We start from the raw sequence: 19,783 nt of genomic DNA on the forward strand, positions 1-19,783 counted from the left end.
CGGCCGACGGGCCCAACCCGCGCTCAGCCGCCCGTCGGCGCGCCGAACCAGCGGGCCAGGGACGGCCGCAGGGTCGCCGGGGTGCCCACCCAGCAGACGTGGCCGTCCGGGCGGATCAGCATCGGCTCGACGGGCGCGCCCCGCCCGGCCCGGTCCACCCGGTCCGACCAAGGGGCGGCTGCCCCGGCGAGGGCGTCCTCGGGGTCGAGCAGCACGCCGCGCCCGGACCGCAGCAGCTCGTGCACCCGGACCGCACCGAGGTCGGCGTCCGGTACGGCCCGCCCGAGGAGCGGGTGGGCGCCGGCGTCCGGCATCGGGTAGCGGATCGCCGTCCCGGACATCACGGTGTCCAAGTGCCGTCGTACGTCCGGCAGTTCGAGCAGCTCGACGAACACCTCCCGGGTGGCCAGCACCTCCGGGTCGCGGGTGCCCACCCAGTCCATCAGCAGGCTCTGCGCCTGGACGTTGCGCAGCGCCAACGTCCCGGCCAGGTGGCGCTCGGTGTGGTAGCTGTCGAGCAGCCCCTCCGGCGCCCAGCCTCGGACCGCGGCGCCGAGCTTCCAGCCGAGGTTGAAGGCGTCCTGTATTCCGCCGTTCATGCCCTGGGCCCCGAGCGGGAGGTGCACATGGGCGGCGTCGCCGGCCAGGAACACCCGCCCGTGCCGGTACTCGGCGGCCTGCCGGGCCGCGTTGGTGATCCGGCGGGCGTAGCAGAGTTCGAGCAGCTGCACCCGCTCGCCGAACACCGCGCGCAGCCCGTCCCGGATCTCGTCCTCGGTGATCGGCACGTCCCTGGGCAGCGACCGGCCCGGCCCGCCCATGGCGAGGCGGCGCAGCGGCCGGCCCCGGTCGTCGGTGCCGAGCGGGAACACCCCCGCCCAGGCACCGTCGGCGCTGCGGTGGTGGGTCGGCAGGCCGTCGGCCCCGCTCAGCCGCACATCGGCGGCGATGGTGGTCAAGGTGCCTGCCTGGCCCGGGAATTCGGCCTTCAGCAGGGACCGCACCGTGCTGTGAGCGCCGTCGGCGGCGACCAGGTACCGGGCGCGGACGGCACGGCCGTCGGCGAAGGTCGCGGTGACGGCGTCCTCGTCCTGGGCGAGGCCGACCAGTTCGTGGTCGCGCCGGACGTGGAGGCCCTGGCCGGCGAGGTGCCGTTCGAGGAAGGCCTCCAGCTCGACCTGGGGGACGGAGCGCCCGGGCTGCCGGGGGCGGAAGGCGGTCCGGCCGTCGTCGGCACCGGGGGCCGGGGCGGGCGCCAGCGGGATGCCCGCGAAGTGGCTGCCGCCGACCGGGTGCTCCCCGGTGGCCAGCAGCGGCGCCAGCAGGCCGCGCTGGTCGAGCGCCTCCAACGTGCGGGTCTGCACGCCGCCCGCCCGGGACAGGGTGCTGCGCTCCGGCAGCCGGTCGGCCAGTACCGTCCTCGCCCCCGCCAGCAGCAGTTCACCGGCCGCCGTCATCCCGGTGGGGCCCGCGCCGACCACGAGTACGTCCGTGTCGGTCTCGGTTTCGGTGTCGGTATCCATGGTTCCTCCCTGGTTCGGTCGGTCGGCTGCTCCGCCGACCGGGGACAACGCTCCGTCCGCCGAGGGGTGTTGAGCCAGTAACGAGCCCGCTGGTGCCGGTATCCGACACCGACTACCCTCGGCACGGTGGAATCCGACTACGACGAGCTGGACCGCCGTCTCGTCCACGCCCTGCAGATCGACGGCAGGGCCCCGTTCAGCACGATCGCGGCCGCCCTCGGGGTGTCGGACCGCACCATCGCCCGCCGTTACGCCGCACTGCGCTCCACCGGCGCGCTGCGGGTGCTCGGCGGCGTCGACCCGACCGCGCTCGGCGCGGTGCTCTGGCTGCTGCGGGTGCGCTGCGCGCCCAACACCTCGATCGCGGTCGCCGAGGCGCTCGCCCGACGCCCCGACACCTCCTGGGTGAGCCTCTCCTCCGGCGGCACCGAGATCACCTGCAGCGTCCGCACCGAGACCGACGCCGACAGCGAGGCCCTGCTGCTGGCCCGGCTCCCCCGCACCCCGCGCGTCGAGGGCGTGAGCGCCCACTCCGTCCTGCACTCCTTCTACGGCGGGCCGGACAACCTGATCGCCAAACTCGGCCCGCTGGACGCGACGGCCGTCGAGGCGCTGCGCCCGCCCCCGCTGCCGCACCGCCCCGGCCCGGTACGGCTCGACGACGGCGACCGCCGACTGCTCGCCGCCCTGGCCGCCGACGGCCGCGCCGGCTTCGAGCAACTGGCCACGGTGACCGGCTGGTCGCCCACGACCGTCCGGCGCCGAATGACCGAGCTGCGCGAACACGGCGTGCTCTACCTGGACCTCGACTGCGACCCGCGCCTGCTCGGCATCGGCAGCCGGACCCTGCTGTGGCTCTCGGTCGCGCCCCCGCACCTGGCGGAGGCCGGCGAAACCCTGGCCGGGCACCCCGAAGTCGCCTTCGCCTGCGCCACCACCGGCCCGACCAACCTCTACGCCAGCGTGCTCTGCGCCGACCAGCGGGCCCTCTACCGCTACCTCACCACCCGGGTCGCCGCCCTGCCGGCCGTCACCCACGTCGAGACGGCGCCGGTGATCCGGACGGTCAAGCAGGCCGCGAACCGGGTGTAGCCGCCTTCCCCGTCCGGGGCCACTGCGGCGTCACCGCGTGCCGAGGCCGTCGGCCGGACAGCCGGATGCCGAGTGCCCGGACACCCGGACACCCGGGAAACGGGCTGCAACCGGAGGCTGCGCGGCGGCGTCCACCCGGATACGAACGGTCGCCCGACCGCCGTACCACCGGGGGGACTTCACACATGCCGATCAACGACGCCGTACCCGCGCCAGCGCCGCACGGCGCCCTGACGCCCTGTCCGAGCTGCGCCCTCACCGACCAGGTCCGCAGCGTGCCGGCCGTCCACCTGGCCGAGCGGCGGAAGGTCACCGTACGCAGCTCCGGCCGCGACGGCCGCGACGGCCGCACCGAGACCCGTGAGGAGGTCTCCGCCCTCGGCCGCGCCCTGGCGCCCGCGCCGCCGACCTTCACCACGGCGTTCCAAACGCTGCTGATCCTGGGCGTCCTGACGCTGTTCGGGACGGTCGCCACCTTCACCACGGGCATGACGGACCGCAACGCGTCCGTCCACCACGAGCCCGACCTCTCGCCGCCGGACTGGGTGACCAAGCACCCGGGGTTCCCGAACGACTTTCCCACCGACCTCCCGGGCTTCGGCCCCAAGCCCGCTCCCGCCTCCCCGGCCACGCACCCGGCGGCCCCGCTCGCCGAGGCGACCGGTACGCCGACCGTGCTCCTGGTGTCGTACCTGCTCCTGGCCGTCACGATCGCCCTGGTGGCGGGCGCGATCGCCCTGTTCCTCGCCAGGCGCCGGCACCTGGCGGGCCGGCCGCAGGCCGAGCGGCTCTGGAACCAGGCCTGGTACTGCGCCCGTTGCGGCACCGCGTACTTCCCGCCCACCGCCGGCCAGGGCACCGGCGCACTCGGCCTCGCGGACTTCCGCCGGACCGTCTGGACGGCGGGCGGCTACGGCGACCTCGCCGACCGGTACCGGCCGTAGCCGCTCCCGGCCGTTGGAGCCGGGCGCCGCGAAACCGCCGCCGCCCACCCCGACCTCGTCGGCGGGCTCGCCCTCGTCGAGGCCGGGCCCGCCGGGTCGCACCAGGGCGCCGTCGACGCGCCCGACGGTCCGGTACGTCAGGGGACCCGGTACGCCAGGGGTTGGGTACCTCAAGGGATCTGGTGCGTCAGGGGGCAGGTACCTCAGGGGATCCGGGCCTCGATGTGGGCGAGTTGGGCGGCGAGGATCTCCTCGAAGGCGGTGCGGCGGTCCGCGCCGAGGGGTCGGATGTCGCGGGCGAAGTGGGCCAGGGCCGGGAAGTGTTCGGGATCGGCGCCGAGCACGGCGACGCGGAACTGCTCCATGCCCTGTTGGTACTCCTCCGGGGTGATGGTGCTGATGCCGGCCTCGGAGGAGATCAGCGCGGCGAGCAGGATCACCAGGCGGTGGTAGCGCTCCGGGATCTCCCGGTCGGGCAGGCCGGAGGCGCGCAGGGCCTGGAGCAACTCCTCCATGACCAGCCGGGATCCGGTACCGCCGGAGCCGTAGCGCCCCCAGATCGCGGCGAGTTGGGGCTGCTCACCGAAGGCCTCCCGCACGCGCAGGGCCAGGGCGGTGACGCGCTGCTTCCAGTCGCCCTCGGGGCGGTGGCCGTCCATGGTGGCCAGCAGGACCCGGTCGGCGACCGCGCGCAGCAGTTCGGTCTTGTTGCGGAAGTGCCGGTAGAGACTGGAGGAGTCGGTCCCCAGAGCCGCGGCGAGCTTGCGCACGCTGAACGATTCGGCGTCGCCCGTGCGCAGCAGCGTGGCCGCGGTGTCCAGGATCTCCTCGGTCGACCATCGCCTGCGGCCGGTCATCTCGTCCCTCCCTCTCGCCTCTCGGCTTGTTCTCTTGCCCGTCTCTCGTCCGAGCTGAGCCTAACGTATGCACTTGGCGTTGCACGCGGTGCGTGCATAATGAGGGCATCGCGTTTGTCCGACCGTGACGACACCCGGCAGCACGCCGGGAGGGGGAGCAGGGCACATGAGTGAGAACACGACCGCGGCACGACCGCCGGAGCCGGACTTCGAGACGATCACGACCGAGGAACTGATCGCCTACCGCGAGGCGGAGAACCGCTTCCGGGCCTCCGCCCCGGCGCGGGCCGTCCTCGGAGAGCCGCACCCGGGCGCCGCCATCGAGTGGCAGCGGCTGGCGCTGCCCGGCCGCGACCTCCCGGTCCGGGTGTACCGACCGGCCCCGGTCGAGAACAGCGAGGACGGCGAGGACGGAGAGGACGGCGAGGCCGGCGAGGCCGGCGCCCGGACCGCCCTGCCGCTCGTCATCCACGTCCACGGCGGCGGCTTCGTGGGCACGGCGGCGCAGTGCGACTGGACCAGCAGCCACCTCGCCGCCCGGCTGCCCGCACTCGTGGTCTCGGTCGAGCACCGCCTCCTCGCCCCCGCCGATCCGCTCCCGAACGCCGCCGACGACGGCTGGGACGTACTCGACCACGTGGTGCGGAACGCCGAGCGGTGGGGTGTCGACCCGGCCCGCACGGCCGTGTTCGGCGAGAGCTGCGGCGCACTGATCAGCGCCCTGACGGCCCTTCGGGCCAGGGCGGCCGGCCTGGAACTCAAGGCGCAGGTCCTGGTCAACCCGGTGACCGACGTCACCGCGACGATGTTCGACCACCCGTCCATGGCCGAGCACGGACACACCTCGACCTTGGCCCTGCCGCAGCTGCGGCTCTTCCAGCGGCTCGCCGTCCCGCCGGGAACCGACGCCGGCGCCCTCTCGCCGCTGTACGCGGACGACCTGGGCGCCCTCGCCCCGGCGCTGGTGGTGGTGCCCACCCATGACCCGGTCGCCGACCACGGCCGCCGCTACGCCGAGCGGCTGCGCGCGGCCGGGACGCCCGTGCGGCTCTCCGAATACCCGGGCGCCAAGCACGCGTTCCTCACCCTGCCCGGCGTCGAACCGCAGGCCGAGGCCGCCCAGTCGGAGATCCTCCGGTTCCTCCGCGCAGCCCTGGCGGGGTGACGGTCCTCGCTCAACGATCGCCGTGGCACCGGCGGTAGTAGGTTGTCACGGTGACCGAACCCCTGCCGCCCGGCGGCGTCGAGCTCGATGCGGGCGAACTGGCGGCCCGTTGGGCGGAGGCCTGGCGGCCGGACCGGGCCGCGGAGCGGCTGGACGGGGTCCGCACGACCTGGTGCGTCGCGGCGGGCTGGGCGCTGGACCTGTTCCGGGGGAGCCGGTCGCGGCCGCACGGCGATCTGGAGATCGCCGTCCCCTCGGCCGGGTTCCCGGAAATCCGGGAGCGCTTCCCGGAGTACGTGTTCGACGCGGCCGGTTCGGGGCGGGTCTGGCCCGCAGCGGGGGCGGAGGCGCTGGCCGCCACGCACCAGACCTGGCTGCGGGACCCAGCGAGCGACCGGTTCCTGCTCGACGTCTTCCGTGAACCGCACGAGGGCGGGACCTGGATCTGCCGGCGGGACGCAAGCCTGCGGCTGTCGTACGACACGATCATCGAGCGGACGGCGGACGGGATCCCCTACCTGGCACCCGAGTTGGTGCTGCTGTTCAAGGCGAAGGCGGTACGGCCCAAGGACCAGGCGGACTTCGACGGTGTGCTGCCGCTGCTGAGCCGGACCCGGCGCGACGCCCTCGCCGGCTGGCTGGAGCGCATCCACGCCGGGCATCCCTGGCTGACGGCGTTGGCGGAGTAGGCCCCGTCCGGCCGGCCGTACGCTGCGAGAGGATTCCGGCATGACGATCACACCGCGGCTGGTGGCCACGTACCCGATCCCGGACCCGGCCGGTGCCCAGGCCTTCATCGACCCCACCGGGCCGGTCCCCCGGCTGGAGGTCCGCACGGCCGGGTCGCTGCGCGTCCACGAGCTGCGGGAACGGGCGGAGCAGGTGGCCGAGTTCCCCGCGCCGGCGCCCGTCGGGTGGCTGAGGGCGTGGACGGCGCCCGATCTGTCGTTCGCCGTCTTCGGCACCGCGACGGGGTACGTCGCCGTCGCTCCGGACGGCCGCAAGCTGTGGGAACAGCCGTACGGCACTTGGGAGGTGGGCCGCTGGGGCTACCTCGCGTTCTCGGCGGGCGGCACCGACCGGGAGCTGCGGATCTGGCTGCGGCTCCCGTCCGGCCTGCCCGACCGCACCCTGATCCTCACCCTGGACGCCCGGGGGACGGTGCTGGCGCGCAGCGTGCTCCCGTGCGGCGGCTACGAACGGTTCGTCGCCCTGCGCTGGGACGAGCACGGCGAGGTCACCGGTGTGACGGTGTCCGGGGGGCGGCAGGCGGACACCCGCTACGCGGCCCGGTGGGAGTCCGGCGCCATCGTGCTGGGCGGGCCGGTGCCGCAGGACCAGGACGCGCTGCGCCTCGGCGAGCGCGACTACCTGGGCGCGGACTCCGGGAACACCCGCTGCATGACCGTCGACCGCAGGGGACGGGACGTCAGCTGGCACCGCCTGCCCGGCCACCAGGTCACCGCCACGCTCGCCCTGGGCGACTTCCCGGCCCCCGGCACCGGCGACTGCTCGGTGCACAACGCCCCGTACATCTCCTCCTGGAGCGGGTTCGTGGACGACGACACCGCGATGGTGACGCTCCACAACCCGTACGACGAGGCCGCGGTGTACGTGTTCGGCGAGCAGGACTGGCGGGAGCACAGCCACTGGCTCGCCGACCCGGCCACCGGTGCCCTGCACGGCCGGATCGAGTACCCGATGGCCGAGGTCGACACCGTGGTGCCGGTCGGTGACGGCACCTGGATCACCCAGGAGTGGGATGCCTTCCACCGCTGGCGCCGCTGAGCCCACCCGAACCGGTGGCCATAGGCGTTCGGTGGCCGGAACCGCGGTCACCGAACACCCCGGCCGGATCCGGGTTCAGTGCCAAACGGCGCAGCACGAGTAGCCGTTGACCCGGAGAGTACGGCGGGCCGTCAGGCGTCGGTCGGGCCGGCGGTGAGGAGGGCGGTCATCCTCTCCAGGCCCGCCCCGCCGAACATGCTGTCCAGACTGGCGGCGGACTCGGCGGCGCTCGCCTCGCTGCGCGGGAAGAGGGCCTGCTCGTAGGCGGTCAGGGCCGCCTCGACGTCGCCGGGGTGGGCGGCGACGGCCCGTCCGAGTTCGGCGCCGTCGAACATGGCCAGGTTGGCGCCCTCGCCGGCGAACGGGGACATCAGGTGCGCCGCGTCGCCGAGCAGGGTCACGCCGGGGACGCGGTCCCAGCGGTGGCCGATCGGCAGGGCGTGGATGCGGCGAGGGGTGAGCGTGTCGGCGTCGGCGACCAGACGGCGCAGGTCCTCGCTCCACCCGTCGAAGTGGGCCAGGACGGCGGCCTTGGCGGCCTCCGCGCCGGCGGCGCTGAAGTCGAGGGTGTCCAGCCAGTCCTCGTCGATCTTGAGCGCGGTGTAGACGTGCAGGCTTCCGTCGGTCTCCCGGTGGGCGAGGATGCCGTTCCGGTCACCGAGGCAGATGAAGAACCCGCCGCCGATCAGGGCGGCGCTGCGCGGGTGGCGGGTGTCGGCGTCGAAGAGGTCGGCCTCGATGAAGGAGATGCCGGTGTAGGCGGGCCTGGCGTCCGAGAGCAGTGGCCTGATCCGGGACCAGGCGCCGTCCGCCCCGATCAGCAGGTCGGTGGTGATGGCGGTGCCGTCGGCGAACGTCACCTCGTGGCGTCCGGCCGCCAGCGGGCGGGCACCGGTGACCTTCCTCCCCCAGTGGAGGGTGCCCTCGGGCAGGGAGTTCAGCAGGAGGTCCCGGAGGTCGCCCCGGTCCACCTCGGGCCGGCCGCCCGTCCCGTCGTCCTCCTCGGCCAGGTGGACGGTGCCGTCCGGGCCGAGGAGGCGCAGGGCCTGGCCGCCCGGGTGGACGATCCCGAGGAAGTCGTCGTGGAGGCCGGCGGCGAGCAGTGCCTGCTGGCCGTCCTCCTCGTGGATGTCGAGCATGCCGCCCTGCGAGCGGACCTCGGCGCCCGCCTCCTGGTCGAAGACGGCGGCCTGGATGCCATTGACGTGCAGCACCCGGGCGGCGGTGAGACCGCCCAGGCCGCCGCCGATGATCGCGATGGGGACGTGCGTGTTCATGCGGATGCCTCCGGGAGCCCGTGGTACCGGGCGCCGGCCCGGCGGGCGGTGATGCCCACGCCCGGCCGTCGCCGCCGGGCGTCGTGCCCGACCGCTCCACCGTAACGAACATGTTCGTCACGAACAAGTTCGCCACGAAGCGCGAACAGGCACGAACAGGCACGAACAAGCGCGAACCGGCGGCGGCACGGTGTCGGCACATGCGAAACGGCCCCGGGGCGGGGCGCCCGGGGCCGTTTCGAGAGGGCGGTCAGCCGGCCGTGCCGGGAAGGGGCGTCCGGATGATGCCGTTGACCAGGACGTCGAAGCCCCAGGCCAGCCGCTCCTCAGCGGCGCCGGCGAGCAGGGCCGGCATATGGGCGTTGATCATCGGATGGGTGGCCTCGCCCGCGGACCGTACGGCCTGCGTCAAGGCGGCCCAGTCCTCGCGCGAGGCGGCATCGCGCTGCTGGGTGCCGTGCTCCGCCGCGGTGGCCGTGGCATGCTGCAGCAGAATGTCGACTCCCCAGGCCACCTGCTCCCGGGCGGCACCGCTGCGGGCCAGCAGGCCGAGGATCCGCTCCACCAGGCGCAGGTAGTTCTCGCCACTGGGGCGGGCGACCAGCGCCGAGCGGGCGAGCTGCGGGTGCTCGAACAGGACCCGGGTGTACGAGGCGAGCACCGCGAAGAGCTGCTCGCGCCAGCCCTCCCCCACCTCCCCAGCGGCCAGGTCCACCTCGCCCAGCAACGCGTCCAGGACGGCCGCGTGCAGCTCCGCGGTGTTGGCCACGTAGACGTACAGCGAGGCCGGTCCGGTGTCCAGCTCCTGGGCGAGGCGACGCATGGTCACCTTCTCCAGCCCCTCCGCGCGCATGATCCGCACGGCCGTCTCCACGATGCCCTGCCGGGTCAGCGCGGGCTTCGCGGGGCGCTCGCGGCGGCTGACCGGTCCTCGTCTCACATCCATGGCCCGATCGTAACGAACATGTTCGGAACGGCTTCGGGGCCGGCCTCCACAGCGCCGGCCGACCGGTGGCAGCCGGCCGGACGCACCGGGACACCGGGCCGGGGCGGACAGTCGACTCCCGCCCATTCGGGCTACACCTTGAGTCGGACCTGCGAGCCACCCGAAAAGGTCGTATGCGATCTGTCATCGTCGGCGGCACTCCGCGCCCGATCGTGCTGCCCACACGCCGCCGCGCGCCGTGCCACGCCATCGCGCCGGAGCCCGAGCCCGAACCGAAGCCCGAGCTCGCCATGCTGCGCGCACCCCAATCTGACGCATCGTCAATTGTTCTCAGCCGCACGGCTTCTCCACCCGTTCCAGGAAAGGACGAGCGAACCCGATGACCGACGAGATCGCCTATGCGAAGATCCACCCCGCGATCGGGGTGGCCCGCGTCGGCAACAGCACCCGTGCGGACGGCTGGTTCTACGGCCCCGAGACGCCCGCGCCCGAACCGGCCCCGGTCGGCTTCCACAAGGACGACACCGGCGCGATCAAACGCCAGGCCGCCCGGTTCCGGATCTACGGCTACGACAGCTCCGGCGGGGTGGTGCGCGAGTTGAAGCCCTCCGAGGCCGGGGTGGAGGTCGAGTGGGCCGTGCACGTGGCCAACCACAAGGCCGCCTGGTACAACTTCGACCTCGCCCTCGACATCCCCGACATGAAGGGCAAGGCGTCCCTGCGCCGCAACAGCAAGTTCGGCGAGGCCGACCGGATCCGGCTGGTCATCGACCCGGATCACAAGCGAGTCGAAGGGAGCTCCAGCTCCGTACATGGCGAGAACGAGCACCATCCGCCGCCGGACCGTCAGCGTCGCCGTGGCCGCAGCCGCGGTGGCGTCCGCGTTCGTCCTCCAAGTCGGCCGCGCGGCCCGGGGCGAGCTCCCGTCGGCGAGGAGGTCGGGGGTTTCGGCGTCGCGACTGCCGGGTGGGACGCCGCACGGGGGCGGTCACGGACGGCGGTCCGGGCCCTGGCCGCGGCCGCGAACTGCTGATGCGCGGCTTCACCACCGTGCGGGACGTGGCCGGCGACACCGAACCGCTTCGGGACGGTACGCGACGCCCCGACCGCCACAGTCCGTCCAGCCGGCCTCTGACCCACATCGCCGTCGTGCCGCCGGGTTGCTCGCCCGCGCGATCGGCGCGATCCGCGCGGTCAGAGGGGACTTGCGAGCCAGAGCGGGGACGGAGCGACAACTGACGCCCCGGCAACTGCACGGTCTTCGATCGGCCCCGAGCATGCCCGCTGACCAGGCCGGCACACCGGGAAGGCTCCAAGAGCCCCGACGGAGCCGGGCTGAGGCGACGTCGAGCAGGGGCGTCGTCACGCGGTGCGGGACAGATGAATTGACGCTCCATCACACATGCTCTCGCGCCCCCACGCCGGGTGATCAACGGCCCGTGGGCGCGGGGCGGCGGTGACGGCGGGTGACCGACAGCGAGGCCCGACGGCACCTACGCACAGTGACGCCATTGCCGTCCGGGGAGCGGGCCGGGGCCAGGAATTGAGACGTGCCCGAACCGGGAATAGCCTGGAACCACCGCGAGTTGGCGGGCCGGAATCCTGGCCCGCCGAGCGGCACACCGTACCCCTCCACCGCGTCCACCCGCTGGGGGCGCCCGATGCACACCCATCCGGCACGGGCCCTGGCCGCCTGTTCGCCAGGGCACGGCAGACTCCACCTCTTCGTCGGCGCGGACGACGGCTCCGTACGGCAGCGGACCTTCGACGGCCGCTGGCACGCATGGCACCCGCTGGACCGCCCCTGGCCCACGCGCGGCGCCCCCGGGTTCAACTGGCTGAGCGCGACGGCGGTCGAGGGCCGCCCGATCGAGCTCTTCGCCCTCAGCGCCGCCGGCGAGCTGTGGCGCCTGCGCCCGGGCGCCGAGGAGCGGCCGCGCTGGAGTTCGCTGGGCACCCTCACCCGGGGCAGGGCGGCGACCGGCTTCACGGCGGCCGGCTTCACGGTCGTGACGAGCCGGACCGGCGAGGTCCACCTCGTGCTGGACACCGGCGCCGACGGTTGGGAGTTCCTGCACGCCCACCCAACCAAGGGGCCAATTGTGCTCCATACGGGCGAGCGGCCGCCCGGGCATCTCACCGCCACGGCCACCGCACCCGGACGGGTCGACCTCCTCCTCGCCGACCCCCGCAGGCACCGCCTGCTCCGCGCCCAGCTGGAGAGCGACACGCCCGGGACGCGGCAGCCACCCGTCTGGGAGGCACTCGGCCCGCTCCCCGACGGCGACGAACACTCCCTCACCTGCCTCGCCGCGACGGATCGTGACGTCTTCCTCGGCGGCGACCACGGCCTCCACCACTCCGCGCTGGCCCCCTGGCTCGGCTGGGAGCAGCTCGGCGGCGACCTCACCGCCCCCGGCCCGACCGGCCCCCGGCTGGCCGCCCTCGCCTCCGGCGGCGGCCGCACCGACCTCTTCGCCGTCTGGGCCGGTGCCGCGCTGATGCACCGCCGCCACGACCACGGCTGGCAGGACTGGCAGCTCCTCGACCTGCCGGAGGCGTCCACGGACAGCTACCCCGTGCTGCGTCCGGAGGACCTGGTCACCCTGACCGTCCGGAGCCAGGGCCTGCACCAGCAGACCCGGCCCGACGGCACGGTGCAACTGGTCGCCGACCCCGGCGGCGGCCACCTGCTGGTGGACGTCCCCCCGCAGCACCTGGCCGAGACCGTGGTGGAGTCCGGGCAGCCGCCCCAGGGCTTCCTCGCCGGACCGTCGACCCTGTGCTTCGCCGTCGGCCCGGACCCGGTCACCCTCACCGTGGCCGGCCTGCTCGACGCGATGAACCGCCTGCCACTGCTCATCGGGACCGCCACCACCGCCGACCTGCTGGCCCGACTCGAAATCCCCTGGAACCTGCTGCTCACGCTGCAACCGGACGCCCGGTGCACCCACCGCACCCTGCCCTCCACCGGCACGGCCGGCGGCACCGAACTGTGGCACAGCCGGATCGCCGGCCCCGACGGGCACCTGACGGCGCACCCCCTCCGGTCCCTGGCCGACGGCACCGACCACGGCACCCCGCTGGACAAATGGTACGAGCAGATCGTCACGGCCGCCGCCCGGAATCCGGGCATCCCGCTCACCGTGGACCGGCTGGTCCTCAGCGCCTTCGGCGCCCGGTTCTCCGCCGCCACCCACTGGCCGCACCTGGAGTGGGCCCACGACGCCGCGCTCGGCCGGGACTTCCACGTCAAGGTCTCCGTCCCCGGCGCCCTGTTCCCGTTCGGCCACCGGGCCGCCTACATCGAGGTCTCCGACCGCCGGTTCGACGGCACGGACCCGGCGGTGGCCGCCCTGCACCGCAAGGCGTTCCTGATCGTCACCGAACCCGTCCGCGACGACTACGGCATCGGCGAGGGCGGCCCGCACGAACGCGCGTTCCCGTTCCAGCGGATCGCCATCGACCCCGGGCAGACCGAGGACCTGGACGACGCCCACTGGCTCCCCGTGGACTCCTCGTCGACCCCGCCGAGGTGCTTCTGGCCCGCCCGGGCCCGGGTCCCGGTGGTGTTCACCCTCCAGGCCAGGGCCGGCCGGCAGGACGTGGAACTGCACCTGCCGCTGCTGTTCGTCGAGGACGCCGCCACCGGCGCCGCCTACGGCGCGCTGCTCGACGGGATCTACGGGCACGGCCCGGTCGCCGGAGCCTTCGCAGGGGTCTTCGCCGGGGCCTTCGACGGGCCCGGCCGCCCGCTGTCCGACATCGCGGCCCGCATCCCGCTCGCCATGGCCTCGGCGACCCAGGCGATCGAGGACACGGTGCAGGAGGTGCAGTCGATGACCTTCGGCGGGCTCGGCGCCGGGCACTCCCCCAGCGGCGTCGGCTTCTACCCGCAGGTCACCCAGCTGGCCGTGGGCCTGCCGGCGGTCCGCCAACTGCTCGGCCCGCTCCCGGCGCTCCCGGCGACGCTCACCAGGAAGCTCCTCGACACCCCCTGGGGCAGCCCGATCCCCGACGCCCTGCTCGACCTGGTACCGCCGCACCCGCTCGACTTCGGGGCCGCCGGCGCCCGGGTCGGCGGGCTGGCCGCGCCCAACATGCTGGTGTCACAGGTGTCGCGCAAGCTCGGGCCGGCCGTCAGCGACGCGTTCCAGACCGATCCCACCAAGCTGTTCGCACCGGACGCCAGCCTGTTCGGCGTGGTCCCGCTGAGCGAGCTCATCCAGGCCGTCACCGAGCCCCCGAAGCTGCTCTGGCAGCAGGCGACGACCGACCGGTCGGCGGACCTCGCCGGGCAGGGCATTCCCAACCCGTCGGCGGAACTCACCTGGCACCAGGACCTGCACAAGCCCTACCCGCCCTTCCAGCCCGGCCCCGACTGTGCGCTGGACCTCGATGTCCGGGCCCGACTGGTCGACGGGAAGCCCGAGACGCACGCCACCGGGACGATCAGCGACTTCCACCTGATCGTCCCCGACCGGAGCGCCCCCGCGTACGTCGACCTCACCTTCACGTCCGTGAAGTTCACCGCCGACCCCGGCAAGCGGCTCGACCTTTCGGTCCACCTCACGGACGTCACGCTCGGCGGGGACCTCGGCTTCCTCGCCACCCTGCAGCAGTACCTGCGGTTCGGGGACAACGGCCCGCACATCGACCCCTCGGCCACCAGCATCACGGCCTCCTACACCGTCGCCGTCCCCAGCATCGGCCTGCTGGTGTTCAGCGTGCAGAACCTCACCGTGCAGGCCGGCGTCACGCTGTCGCTGACCGACCAGCCGATCCTCATGGACTTCGCGTTCGGCACCCGGGAACGGCCGTTCCTGGTCACGGTGTCGGGCTTCGGCGGCGGCGGGTACCTGGAACTGGGCGTGAGCGCCGGCGGCACCGACAGCGGCCTGCAGCGATTCACCGGCGGGATCGAGTTCGGCGCCGCCGTCGTCATGGACTTCGTCATCGTCTCCGCGGAGGTGCACGTCTTCGGCGGCGTCGTCTTCGTCAAGGACGGGAAGCACACCGAGGTCACCGGATACCTGCGGATCGGCGGCAGCGTCTCCCTGCTGGGTCTGATCAGCGTCTCGATCGAGCTGACCCTCGCCCTGACCTGGGACACCGGCGCCGGCTCGCTGAGCGGCTCGGCGCGGCTCGTGATCACCGTGGACCTGACCTTCTTCTCCAAGTCCTTCACGCTGGAGTGCCACAAGTGCTTCGGCAACTGCCCGTCCTCCGCGGGACTACGCGGCGCCCTACCCGGCGCCGCCACCGCCGCGGACCCGTCGGTCCGGGCCGCGCTCGGGCCGCAGGGGCAGTCCTTCCCGTGGCAGACCTACTGCCGGGCGTTCGCAGGGGAGTGAGTCATGCCATCGGCCGGCCCGAAGAGCCCGTACGACCCGACGAACCCGAACGCCCTGCTGAGCCCGGCCGGCCTGCAACGGCAGTTCGTCTGGACGGTGCTCCCCGCGGGCCGGGTGGCGGCCGTGCCCGGCCAGTCCGCGCCGATGGCGCTGCTGTCGGTGCTGCTGACCCCGCGCCTGCTGGGCCCGGACGCCACCCCGCTCACCGTCACGGACTTCGGGATGCAGGACTGGCCGAAGCGACTCGCCGGGGTCGGCTTCGACGTCCGCCGCGCCGGGCAGCCGCTGCCGTCCGTGCGGGTCCCGTACACCACCCTCGACGGGAGCACCGTGCAGTTCCCACCGGACCGCCAACTCGCCGTCTGGCAGGCACTGTTCAGCGCGACCATGCGGGTGGAGCCGTACCGGCCCACCAGCTACGCCGGACGCGCCACCAACGCCTTCCCAGCCGGCCAGGCCGGCACCGACGTCAAGGGCGTCTACACCGCCACCGCCCAGGCCCACGCCGCGCACCGCGGCGCCTCGCCGGAGACCGACCCGGCCCTGCGGGCCGCGTTGCGGGCGATCGGCGAGCAGTGGCGCCCCGGCCTGCTGGCGCCCGCCGGAGCTCCGCCCGACGCCGCCCCGCCCGACGCCACCCCGGCCCTCGCCCGGGCGTACGCCTTCTACCGGCGCGGAGCGCAGACCACCTCCCCGCCGGCCGAGCGGACGGCGGCCCCTCCCGCGCCCGAGTTCCACCAGAGCGTCGCGTACCTGGCCGACCACCCCGTGGTGCTGCGCGCGCTCGGGCTGCTGGTGGATCTCGCCGTCCCCGTCGCCGGGCTCACCCCGGTGGACCAGTCCCACCCGGCGGAGCTGAGGGTGACGCCGCTGTGGCCCTCCCCCGACCCGGACCCGACGACGGGCTGGACCGGAGCCCACCAGACCGACCTCTCCCCCGCCACCGCCTACACGCTCAGCGGCACCCGCTTCGTCCCCGCCTCCGTCGACGGTCCAACCTCCACCGCTTTCAGCGGCGGCCTCCTGCCACTGGCCGGCGCCGGCCTCGCGCCCTCCGCCAACCCCCGGTTCGAGCTGTTGTCCTTCGACGTGGACGGTGCCGCCCTGCGGCTGGTCAGCACCGCCCGGTCGGACGCGACCCCGGGCACGTCCGAGGGGACCTCCCCGGCCCCGGTCGGCGCGCTGCCCGCCCTCCATTCGACGGGCTTCGCCCTGGTGGACCGGGCGCGCGAGGACGAGCACCGCAAGCAGCTCCAGCGGGCGCAGCAGCGCGCCACCCCGGCCGGCCTGACCGCCGCCGCCCTGCTGGCGGACTCCCTGCTCGGCGGCTACCGGATGGACGTTCTCGACGTCAAGCACGGGACCTGGCACTCGCTGTGCCGACGACGAGTGCACTACACCGTCGGCGGCGTGCCGCTGCTGACCGGCGGCCTGCTCGACGAGGGCTACCTGCGGCCCGGCCCGGCCGTCACCGGCTTCGGCGACGCCGACGCGCTGTACCTGCACGAGATCGTGGCGCGCTGGGACGGCTGGAGCCAGGTGGCCCAGCGGCCGGAGCGGGTCACCGCCACCGGGGACTCCGGGCCGCTGCCGGTGGCGTCGGCCCTCGACACGGCGGTGGAGTGCGACCCCGGTTCGCTGCCGCGCCTGCGGTTCGGCCGCACGTACCGGTTCCGGATCCGGATCGCCGACCTGGCCGGCGGCGGGCTGCACGCCGAGGAGGTCACCACCACCGAGGCCCGGTCGGAGCCGGTCACCTACTACCGCTTCGAGCCGCTGCCGCCCCCGGAGCTGGTACCCACCCGACAGTGGGACGACGGCGACGGCCAGGACCGGATGGTGATCCGCAGCGATCGCGGCACCTCGGCCGCCGACTACGCGGCCCTGCACGGCTACCGGCCGTACGACTTGCGGCACCTGCTGCCGCCGAAGTGCTCGCTCGCCCTGGCGATGCAGTACGACGGCGCCTTCGACGCCGCGCTGGGCCCGGCGGTGCCCGACACCGTGGTGTCCGGGCTGTTCGACGTCGCCACCTTGGCCGACGGCGAGCTCACCGACATACCGAACTCGCAGACCGTCCCCGCCGGACCGACCGCGCCGTCCTCGTACGTCATCGTGCCCGAGGCCGACGCGGCACTCCCCTGGCTGGCCGACCGCAGCGGCGTGTGTGCCGCCCTGAAGGCCCGGCCCCGCCCGATCGACCCCGCCAACGGGCGACCCGGCGCGATCGACCCGGCCGGCCAGGACGTGCTCGCCATCTGGCAGGGCACCTGGCCCGAGCTGCAGACCGCGTCCATCCGGCTGGAGGCGGCCGCGGGCGGCTGCAAGGTCAGCCGAGCGGACCCGCGCCACGTGACGGTCGCGCTCGGCCCGACCCAGCAGGTGACCTTCGACATCCCGTCCTGCCCCGGCTACGACGACGTCGGCCTGTTCGGCATCGCATTCTGGCAGGGCGTCGACCCGGGTGTGCCGCACAAGCAGGAGTTCCAGGACATCGTCGCCGGCCGGAACCGCCTGATCACGCCGACGCGCACGGTCACCCTGGTGCACGCGGTGCAACGCCCCCTCACCGACCCGCACGGGCAGCTGACGGCCCACCGGGCGCCCGGCGACCGCGACACCGTCCTCGGCCCGGAGAGCCTGGCGATCGACATCCCGAGCACCGGGCGGATCGACCTGCACGCCGAGTGGACCGACCAGGACGACAACCCGCCCGCCGCACCGACCACCATCCGGCGGACGGCGCACGTCGGCTCCTACGAAGTCCAGCACCTGGCGCAGCTGGAGGCGCTCCCGGTGATCCGCCAGGAGTTCGGCGACACCCGCCACCACCACGTGAGCTACGCCGTAACGGCCGTGTCCCGCTTCGAGGACTGCTTCGCCCGCGTCCTCGCCTCCGACCCCGGCGCCTGCACCGTCGCCGGGCAGCTCGCCGACCTCGACGTGCCGAGCACCGTACGCCCGCCCGCTCCCCAACTGCTGGGCTGCATCCCGTCGTTCGGCTGGACCCGGACCACCGACGGGCAGCAGTCGCTCACCCGGCTGCGCCAGGGCGGCGGCCTGCGGGTCCTCCTCGGGCGGCCCTGGTACGTCTCGGGCTACGGCGAGGCCCTGGCGGTGCTCACCTTCCCGCCCGGTCCGGTGCCCCCCGACGCCCTGCGGTACGTCGCGGTCGCCGGCCGCGACCCGATCCGGAACACCGGCGCACCGCCCGCCGTCCTCACCGCCGCCCAGGTCAACGCGGTGCAGCGGGCCCGGGCCACCCTCCCCGAGCTGCAGCGCCAGCTGGACGCCGCCCTGTACCCGGTCGAGTTCGACGCCGAGGGCGACTGCTGGTTCGCCGACCTGGACCTGGCCCCGGTCGTCGCCGCCTCCTACTTCCCGTTCGTCCGGCTCGCCCTGGCCCGCTACCAGCCGTACACCCTCACCGGTCTCCCCGCCGTCTCACCGGTGGTGCTCACCGAGCCCGTCCAACTCGCCCCACAGCGACGGCTGACGGTCACCCGGAGCGCCGGACGGGCGGGCGTCGTCCTGGAGGGCCTCGGGCCGGGCGGGGCCGGGACCGCCGTCCGGACCGAACTCCAGGTCCAGGACCCGGGGGTGCCGGCCCCCGACGGCGTCACCGGCTGGTCCACCGTGCTGACGGCCTCCGCCGTGCTCGGGCAGACCGCCGCGATCAGTGTCCCGGACACCGGGCAGCGGGCCCAGCGCCTGGTGGTCCGGGAGTTCGAGATCCAACCCGTGTCCGCGGGCAGCGCCACGGGGCGACCGGTCTTCCTCGACGTCGTACCGCTCGGAACGTGGTGACGGTCGCCACCGCACCTCCGCGAGCCACCTCACCTCCGCGACAAGAAGAGGGATCATGGCAGACATCTTTCCCGACACCGGCCAGATCCGGCTGGCGCACCTCGCCTCCACCGGGGTGCTCCCCTTCGTGGTGGACCAGGTCGCGAAGGTCTGGGCCCTGCTGGTGGTGGCCGTCGGGCCGGACTGCGCACCCCTGGGTGCACGGCCACCGCGGATCGAGATCCAGGCGGGCAGCGGGCCGCTCACCAGCATCCCGGAGGCGCCCGCCACCGCCTCGATCGTCGACAAGACGTCGACGGCGGTCGGGACCGCTTCCTGGACCAGAGCCGGTTTCGACGTCTTCACGGTGCAGATCGACATCACCAAGCCGAACGACCGCCCCTGGGCCGTGCGGTTCACCAACACCGACCCGGTGGAGCTCGGCTTCGTCTGGTCCACCGCGTCGAGCCCGGAGAAGGCCCAGCAGCCGCGGATCGTCATGGACACCACCCCGCTCCAGAGCACCGTGATCGTGGGCGCCGCCCTTCCGGAGATCTCGATCCCGATCTCCAACATCGGCACCGGACCGCTGACCATCAACGGCAGCGCCGACCAGCCCATGGGCGCGGGCTACGTGTTGAAGAGCTTCGTGACCCCCCTCCAGCCCAACGCCTGCGACCACCTCCAGATCGGGATCACCGCCGCGTCCGTACCGCCCGTCACCAGCACGGTGACCGCCAGCTTCGTCCTGGACTGCAACGATCCGGTGGAGAAGGAGGTCACCCTGCCGCTGGCCCGCACGGAGAAGCCCAAGGAGACCAAGGAGCACAAGGACGTCACCAAGGAGAGCAAGGAGGAGAAGGACGACAAGGACCACAAGGACGACAAGGAGGACAAGGACGCGTTCAAGGAGGACCCCCCCGAGCACCCCGGCCGGGCCGCCGAAGCCGTCCCCCCGCCCGAGCACTTCATCCCCCCGGCGCAGCGCCCCGACCTCACGGACAGCGCCCTCCGGGACGAACCCCCCGAGCCGGGACGGACCGAAGGGTAG

At 74.0% G+C, this 19,783-nt stretch carries 13 protein-coding genes; 9 read left to right on the forward strand and 4 right to left on the reverse strand.

Annotated elements, in window-relative coordinates:
* Positions 1–23: 23 nt before the first annotated feature.
* Positions 24–1,523, reverse strand: a complete 1,500-nt coding sequence (locus ACZ47G_RS10670; protein WP_465741061.1) for an FAD-dependent monooxygenase — start codon at positions 1,521–1,523, stop codon at positions 24–26.
* A 126-nt stretch (positions 1,524–1,649) separates the two neighbouring features.
* Here ACZ47G_RS10670 and ACZ47G_RS10675 point away from each other — a divergent pair, with 126 nt between their 5' ends.
* Positions 1,650–2,615 carry an Lrp/AsnC family transcriptional regulator gene (locus tag ACZ47G_RS10675; RefSeq protein ID WP_465741062.1) on the forward strand — a complete coding sequence of 322 codons (966 nt, stop codon included), beginning with the start codon at positions 1,650–1,652 and terminating at the stop codon, positions 2,613–2,615.
* 185 nt (positions 2,616–2,800) lie between these two features.
* A complete protein-coding gene (locus ACZ47G_RS10680; protein ID WP_465741063.1) occupies positions 2,801–3,559 on the forward strand; it encodes a hypothetical protein in 759 nt (252 codons plus the stop codon).
* Positions 3,560–3,762: 203 nt separating this feature from the next.
* On the opposite strand, the gene ACZ47G_RS10685 is transcribed toward ACZ47G_RS10680, so the two are convergent.
* On the reverse strand, positions 3,763–4,416 hold the full coding sequence (locus ACZ47G_RS10685) for a TetR/AcrR family transcriptional regulator (protein ID WP_465741064.1): 654 nt from the start codon (positions 4,414–4,416) through the stop codon (positions 3,763–3,765).
* 166 nt (positions 4,417–4,582) lie between these two features.
* Between ACZ47G_RS10685 and ACZ47G_RS10690 the strand changes: the two genes are divergently transcribed.
* Genes ACZ47G_RS10690 through ACZ47G_RS10700 form a run of 3 tightly spaced genes read left to right on the forward strand, consistent with a single transcriptional unit; the run spans position 4,583 to position 7,369 of the window.
* A complete protein-coding gene (locus ACZ47G_RS10690; RefSeq protein ID WP_465741065.1) occupies positions 4,583–5,581 on the forward strand; it encodes an alpha/beta hydrolase in 999 nt (332 codons plus the stop codon).
* Positions 5,582–5,631: 50 nt separating this feature from the next.
* Positions 5,632–6,270, forward strand: coding sequence for a nucleotidyltransferase domain-containing protein (locus ACZ47G_RS10695; RefSeq protein WP_465741066.1), 639 nt, complete (start codon positions 5,632–5,634; stop codon positions 6,268–6,270).
* Positions 6,271–6,310: 40 nt separating this feature from the next.
* Positions 6,311–7,369: a hypothetical protein gene (locus ACZ47G_RS10700; RefSeq protein ID WP_465741067.1), complete on the forward strand. Its 1,059-nt coding sequence runs from the start codon at positions 6,311–6,313 to the stop codon at positions 7,367–7,369.
* A 131-nt stretch (positions 7,370–7,500) separates the two neighbouring features.
* Here the strand turns inward: ACZ47G_RS10700 and ACZ47G_RS10705 are convergent, their stop codons facing one another.
* Together ACZ47G_RS10705 and ACZ47G_RS10710 are read right to left on the reverse strand one after the other, a co-directional pair.
* Positions 7,501–8,646, reverse strand: coding sequence for an FAD-dependent oxidoreductase (locus tag ACZ47G_RS10705; RefSeq protein WP_465741068.1), 1,146 nt, complete (start codon positions 8,644–8,646; stop codon positions 7,501–7,503).
* A gap of 250 nt (positions 8,647–8,896) precedes the next feature.
* Entirely contained in the window at positions 8,897–9,592 is a 696-nt protein-coding gene (locus ACZ47G_RS10710; RefSeq protein ID WP_465741069.1) for a TetR/AcrR family transcriptional regulator, read from the reverse strand.
* A gap of 379 nt (positions 9,593–9,971) precedes the next feature.
* On the opposite strand from ACZ47G_RS10710, the gene ACZ47G_RS10715 reads away from it, so the two are divergent.
* The 4 genes from ACZ47G_RS10715 to ACZ47G_RS10730 all read left to right on the forward strand — a co-directional run bounded on the left by ACZ47G_RS10715 (position 9,972) and on the right by ACZ47G_RS10730 (position 19,783).
* On the forward strand, positions 9,972–10,625 hold the full coding sequence (locus tag ACZ47G_RS10715; protein ID WP_465741070.1) for a LodA/GoxA family CTQ-dependent oxidase: 654 nt from the start codon (positions 9,972–9,974) through the stop codon (positions 10,623–10,625).
* A 628-nt stretch (positions 10,626–11,253) separates the two neighbouring features.
* Entirely contained in the window at positions 11,254–14,946 is a 3,693-nt protein-coding gene (locus tag ACZ47G_RS10720; RefSeq protein WP_465741071.1) for a PLL family lectin, read from the forward strand.
* 3 nt (positions 14,947–14,949) lie between these two features.
* A complete protein-coding gene (locus tag ACZ47G_RS10725; RefSeq protein ID WP_465741072.1) occupies positions 14,950–18,753 on the forward strand; it encodes a hypothetical protein in 3,804 nt (1,267 codons plus the stop codon).
* Positions 18,754–18,808: 55 nt separating this feature from the next.
* Positions 18,809–19,783, forward strand: a complete 975-nt coding sequence (locus ACZ47G_RS10730; protein WP_465741073.1) for a hypothetical protein — start codon at positions 18,809–18,811, stop codon at positions 19,781–19,783.

Source organism: Kitasatospora sp. NPDC030952 (assembly GCF_055571335.1).

What these genes read in the sequence shown, in the direction of transcription:
- ACZ47G_RS10730 (WP_465741073.1), top strand. Translation starts at nt 18,809, where the DNA reads ATGGCAGACATCTTTCCCGACACCGGCCAGATCCGGCTGGCGCACCTC.
- ACZ47G_RS10690 (WP_465741065.1), top strand. Translation starts at nt 4,583, where the DNA reads ATGAGTGAGAACACGACCGCGGCACGACCGCCGGAGCCGGACTTCGAG.
- ACZ47G_RS10670 (WP_465741061.1), bottom strand. Translation starts at nt 1,523, where the DNA reads ATGGATACCGACACCGAAACCGAGACCGACACGGACGTACTCGTGGTC.
- ACZ47G_RS10720 (WP_465741071.1), top strand. Translation starts at nt 11,254, where the DNA reads ATGCACACCCATCCGGCACGGGCCCTGGCCGCCTGTTCGCCAGGGCAC.
- ACZ47G_RS10725 (WP_465741072.1), top strand. Translation starts at nt 14,950, where the DNA reads ATGCCATCGGCCGGCCCGAAGAGCCCGTACGACCCGACGAACCCGAAC.
- ACZ47G_RS10685 (WP_465741064.1), bottom strand. Translation starts at nt 4,416, where the DNA reads ATGACCGGCCGCAGGCGATGGTCGACCGAGGAGATCCTGGACACCGCG.
- ACZ47G_RS10700 (WP_465741067.1), top strand. Translation starts at nt 6,311, where the DNA reads ATGACGATCACACCGCGGCTGGTGGCCACGTACCCGATCCCGGACCCG.
- ACZ47G_RS10710 (WP_465741069.1), bottom strand. Translation starts at nt 9,592, where the DNA reads ATGGATGTGAGACGAGGACCGGTCAGCCGCCGCGAGCGCCCCGCGAAG.
- ACZ47G_RS10715 (WP_465741070.1), top strand. Translation starts at nt 9,972, where the DNA reads ATGACCGACGAGATCGCCTATGCGAAGATCCACCCCGCGATCGGGGTG.
- ACZ47G_RS10680 (WP_465741063.1), top strand. Translation starts at nt 2,801, where the DNA reads ATGCCGATCAACGACGCCGTACCCGCGCCAGCGCCGCACGGCGCCCTG.
- ACZ47G_RS10705 (WP_465741068.1), bottom strand. Translation starts at nt 8,646, where the DNA reads ATGAACACGCACGTCCCCATCGCGATCATCGGCGGCGGCCTGGGCGGT.